This is a genomic window from Levilactobacillus cerevisiae (genome assembly GCF_003946245.1).
Taxonomy (GTDB): Bacteria; Bacillota; Bacilli; order Lactobacillales; family Lactobacillaceae; genus Levilactobacillus; species Levilactobacillus cerevisiae.
Genome location: NZ_RHNN01000061.1, coordinates 1 through 4256 on the forward strand (window position 1 = coordinate 1; position 4256 = coordinate 4256).

The window sequence follows — 4256 nt, forward strand, 5'->3', positions numbered from 1 at the left end:
GACGTTACTCCAAATTAACCAGCGACCGCTTAAAATACTCGACTGGCAAACACCGTATCAGGTTATGCTGACAAATTTTTCCAAAAATTCGGATTAAATTTGCAATCTACCACATATTATATTTTGATATACTAATTAACGGCAATTTATCCTGAAAGGGTTTGTTGTAATGGTATTTCAAAGTATCTCGTTTAATACACCGATAAGCACTTTACTTAATGATACATAAAAATCGTGATACAATTAACTGAAGTTTTAAAGGATATTATGGTCACTAAGTTACACGTGTAAATTTTTATGGAGGTGTTGTACTATGGCGAATTTCTACGAAAATGATCCTTTTTTCAACAATGATATGGATGATGTTTTCAATCAATTATTTCGGCGCATGGATAATCAAAATTCGGAGCGTGCACGGTACTTAGTTAATGGAAAATCGTTGACACCAGATGAGTTTGCTCAATACCGATCAACTGGTAAGCTACCCCAAAATAATAAAACAATAGAAGTATCTAAAGATGGTAAACAGGCTTTTAAAAAAGGAGGGATTTTAGAAAAGTTAGGGACTAATTTGACGGAACAGGCTCGTGATGGATTACTAGATCCAGTGATTGGACGTGAGAATGAGATTCAAGAAACTGCAGAAATTTTGAGTCGTAGAACGAAAAATAATCCAATCTTAGTTGGTGATGCCGGTGTAGGTAAAACTGCAGTCGTCGAAGGTCTGGCACAAGCAATTGTGGCTGGTAAAGTTCCAGAAACGATTCAAGATAAAGAAATCTATTCGATTGATTTATCGTCTTTGGAAGCAGGAACTCAATATCGCGGTTCTTTTGAAGAGAATATTAAACAGCTGGTAAAGGAAGTTAAAGCAGCTGGTAATATTATTCTATTCTTCGATGAAATTCATCAGATTATCGGCACGGGTGCCACTGGTGGTGAAGACGGTGGCAAGGGATTGGCTGATATCATTAAACCAGCTTTGTCACGTGGCGAGCTGACTGTAATCGGGGCTACGACTCAAGATGAATATCGCAATACTATTTTGAAAAATGCGGCTTTGGCACGGCGATTCAATGATGTTGTGATTAATGAACCGACGGCCGCTGACACTTTACGTATATTACAAGGTGTTAAAAAGCTGTACGAAAAACATCATCATGTTGTATTACCAGATGATGTTTTGAAGGCGGCTGTGGATTATTCAATCCAATATATACCACAACGCACTTTGCCAGATAAAGCTATCGATTTGATCGACATGACTGCGGCTCATTTAGCGGCTAAAAATTCGCAAACTGATGTTGAGACATTGGATCAACGCGTTAAAAAATTAGAGGCAGCTAAGGAGGCCGCCGTTAAATCGGAGGACTTTAAAAAAGCCGCTGATATCAAGAAGTCGATCGAGGAAACCAAGCAAAAAATTAAAGAAACGGATCAAAAAGAAAAAATCACTGCCACGATTGATGATGTGGCACAATCGGTTGAACGTTTAACTGGTATACCAGTTGCTGATATGGGCGCTAATGATATTGAGCATTTGAAAAATCTTGATAAGCGTCTGAAAAGTAAGGTAATCGGTCAAGATGAAGCGGTTGAAATGGTAGCAAAAGCAATTCGGCGTAACCGTGCGGGCTTTTCAGAGGGTGATCAGCCGATTGGAAGTTTTCTGTTTGTGGGCCCAACTGGCGTAGGAAAGACTGAATTAGCTAAGCAATTAGCCTTAGATATGTTTGGAAATGAAAATGCGATTATTCGGCTAGATATGAGTGAATATGCTGATCGTACAGCTGTGTCGAAATTAATTGGTACCTCGGCTGGATACGTAGGCTATGAAGATAATGCTAATACTCTAACTGAACGGGTTCGGCGTAATCCATATTCCATTGTATTATTAGATGAAATTGAAAAGGCTGATCCACAAGTATTAACGTTACTATTACAAGTGATGGATGATGGGCGCTTAACGGATGGACAAGGCAATGTCATTAATTTCAAAAATACGATTATTATTGCTACTTCTAATGCTGGCTTTGGTAATGAAGCATTAAGTGGTGACAAGCAACGAGATCAGTCATTAATGGATAAGTTAGCACCATTTTTCCGCCCAGAATTTCTGAACCGTTTTAATGGAATCGTGGAATTTTCACATCTGACTAAGCAAGACTTAAGTCAAATTGTCGATTTGATGTTGGCGGATGTACAAAAAACGTTAGCCAAAAAATCCATCAAACTTGAGGTAACTAAAGCGGCCAAAGATTGGCTGATGGAACAAGGCTATGATGAAGCAATGGGGGCGCGGCCATTACGGCGAGTAATTGAACAACAAATTCGTGATAAGGTAACGGATTTCTACCTTGACCACTTAGATGTCAAAAACTTGAAGGCTGATTTAGTGGATGGTGAGATTGTGATATCGGCAGCTTAGCTTAAATCAGTGTTCATAAATAACTTTATGTAAGAGGAGATTTATTGCAGGAGATCGCTTGATAGATCTCCTTTTTTCGTTGATTTTCACCATTTGATATTAATCTATTGAGTAAATATGGATATCGTCAAGAATCTTGTGTAAATGAAATACCTCCGTACATATAATATGTAGTTAATTTAAATAAAGGATGATTCCAGGGTGTCCTGAAGTCCGTTGAATCTGCGATGGATTCGCTTCATGGACTTCTCGTTGTAGACGTTAAACTGAGAAACCAGGAATCGATTCAGTGAATCTTCCGTTGGAAATTGTTCTTTGTGGTTGGGGTTGCGTTTGAGATGCTTGTTAAAGTTCGCAATCAAGTTGGTTGAATACAATGAACCGCTTCTTTTTGGACGGTGTCCCGCTTTAAAGGCAGGTAATTGGCATCTAAGAAGATGGCCGCATATTGCGAAGGCAGTCGCCGTTGCTGGAAAGCTTGAACTTGTTCATCAACGACTTTGGTCGTGTTGGAAACCGTGGCTTTGGAGTAATGAGCACCGTACATTTTCTCAATGAGTTAGGCGATTTCGGTGGTGGTAATTCCCTTGGTGTATAGCTGAATAACCGTTGTTTCCAAGATGTCACTGTGCCGACCGTAGGCTGGCAAGATGTGGTTGTGGAAAATACCATTGCGATCCCGCGGAATGGTTAAGTTGAGTTGACCATACTTCGTATCAAACGAGCGTTCATAACTGCCATTGCGGTTATTTCTAGTGTTAATTTCAGCATACGAGTGGCGCTCATAGCCTAAAAAAGCTGCCAGTTCGGTTTGAAGCAGCTGGTTAATCGCAATTTCGAGGTGGTGCCGAAAAACTTCGTCTAAATCTTGTTTTTGGACTAGCGTAGCGATAATTTCTGTGGTAAGTTCATTCCCTAGTTCTATACAATTTAGAAATCTTTTTATGCGTTTACACAAGTTATTTTACGCTCTCTGTTATCGAGCTTGCAACTTTGTATTATCAAAATAGAGGAGTATTAACGACCGTAAAGGACTTCCCGTATTCATTGCGTGTTTTGATTAATCAAGTTAAAATATAATCAACTTCTATTTATTTGGTATTGGCACATATATCAGAAAGACGTCATTCTTAATTGAGTGGCGTTTTTTTTGTGTATCTAATAAAATTTCGATTTTATAACGTGACAATCTCGTGACTTTATTTTCAGACGTAATATAAACGCATTCTCGTGCATTGTTTGCTTATACGTGTATATAGGTTGTCAAATGCGTGCTATGATTGTATCAATAACTTAGCATATACTTGAAAGGGTGGTAGATTTGACAACAATTGCAGAAATTTCAAAGGATTTACACATATCAAGAGCAAGAATTTATCAAATAATAGATTCACTAGACGACAAAGACAAGCCTTTAAAAGATAGCGATAATAGATATATTTTAAGTCAAGATGTTGTTAATGCTATACATCAATATTATGCCAACAATACAAATAAGGATAAGCAAGACAAAAACACGTCAAGCAACGATCAATTAGTTAATATACTTAGACGCCAACTTGACGAAAAGGATCAACAGATAAACAAATTTCAAAAATTATTAGACCAACAACAGCAATTGAACTTATCCAGTCAGAAATTACTTGAAAATCAAAAGTCAGAACAAAATATCAAAAGCAACACCACACAAAGCCGTGAGAACGATTCTAATGACGATAGCAATGATTCAGATATAAATATAAGCAAGCAAAACGAAAAGCCCTCTAATGAGACGAGAGAGAACTTTTGGAAACGGTTGTTTAGATAGGTTGTGAATATTTTTTGAGTA

Annotated in this window: 2 protein-coding genes and 2 pseudogenes; 3 read left to right on the forward strand and 1 reads right to left on the reverse strand. The window is 37.9% G+C overall.

All coding sequences use genetic code 11. From position 1 onward, the window contains the following. Both EKM99_RS15430 and clpL read left to right on the forward strand, forming a co-directional pair. Positions 1-97 (forward strand): annotated as a pseudogene (locus tag EKM99_RS15430) (IS30 family transposase); the annotation flags it as partial. A gap of 216 nt (positions 98-313) precedes the next feature. Next, positions 314-2428: an ATP-dependent protease ClpL gene (clpL, locus tag EKM99_RS15435; RefSeq protein ID WP_054712824.1), complete on the forward strand. Its 2115-nt coding sequence runs from the start codon at positions 314-316 to the stop codon at positions 2426-2428. Between the two features lie 179 nt (positions 2429-2607). Here the strand turns inward: clpL and EKM99_RS15440 are convergent. Beyond that, positions 2608-3353, reverse strand: a pseudogene (locus tag EKM99_RS15440) (transposase). A gap of 387 nt (positions 3354-3740) precedes the next feature. On the opposite strand from EKM99_RS15440, the gene EKM99_RS15450 reads away from it, so the two are divergent. Beyond that, positions 3741-4235 (forward strand): RepB family protein, encoded by a 495-nt coding sequence (locus EKM99_RS15450; protein ID WP_125584191.1) that lies wholly within the window; start codon positions 3741-3743, stop codon positions 4233-4235. Positions 4236-4256 lie beyond the last annotated feature (21 nt).

Bases quoted from the DNA above. Each gene is read 5' to 3' on its own strand.
- clpL (WP_054712824.1), top strand. From the start codon at position 314: ATGGCGAATTTCTACGAAAATGATCCTTTTTTCAACAATGATATGGAT.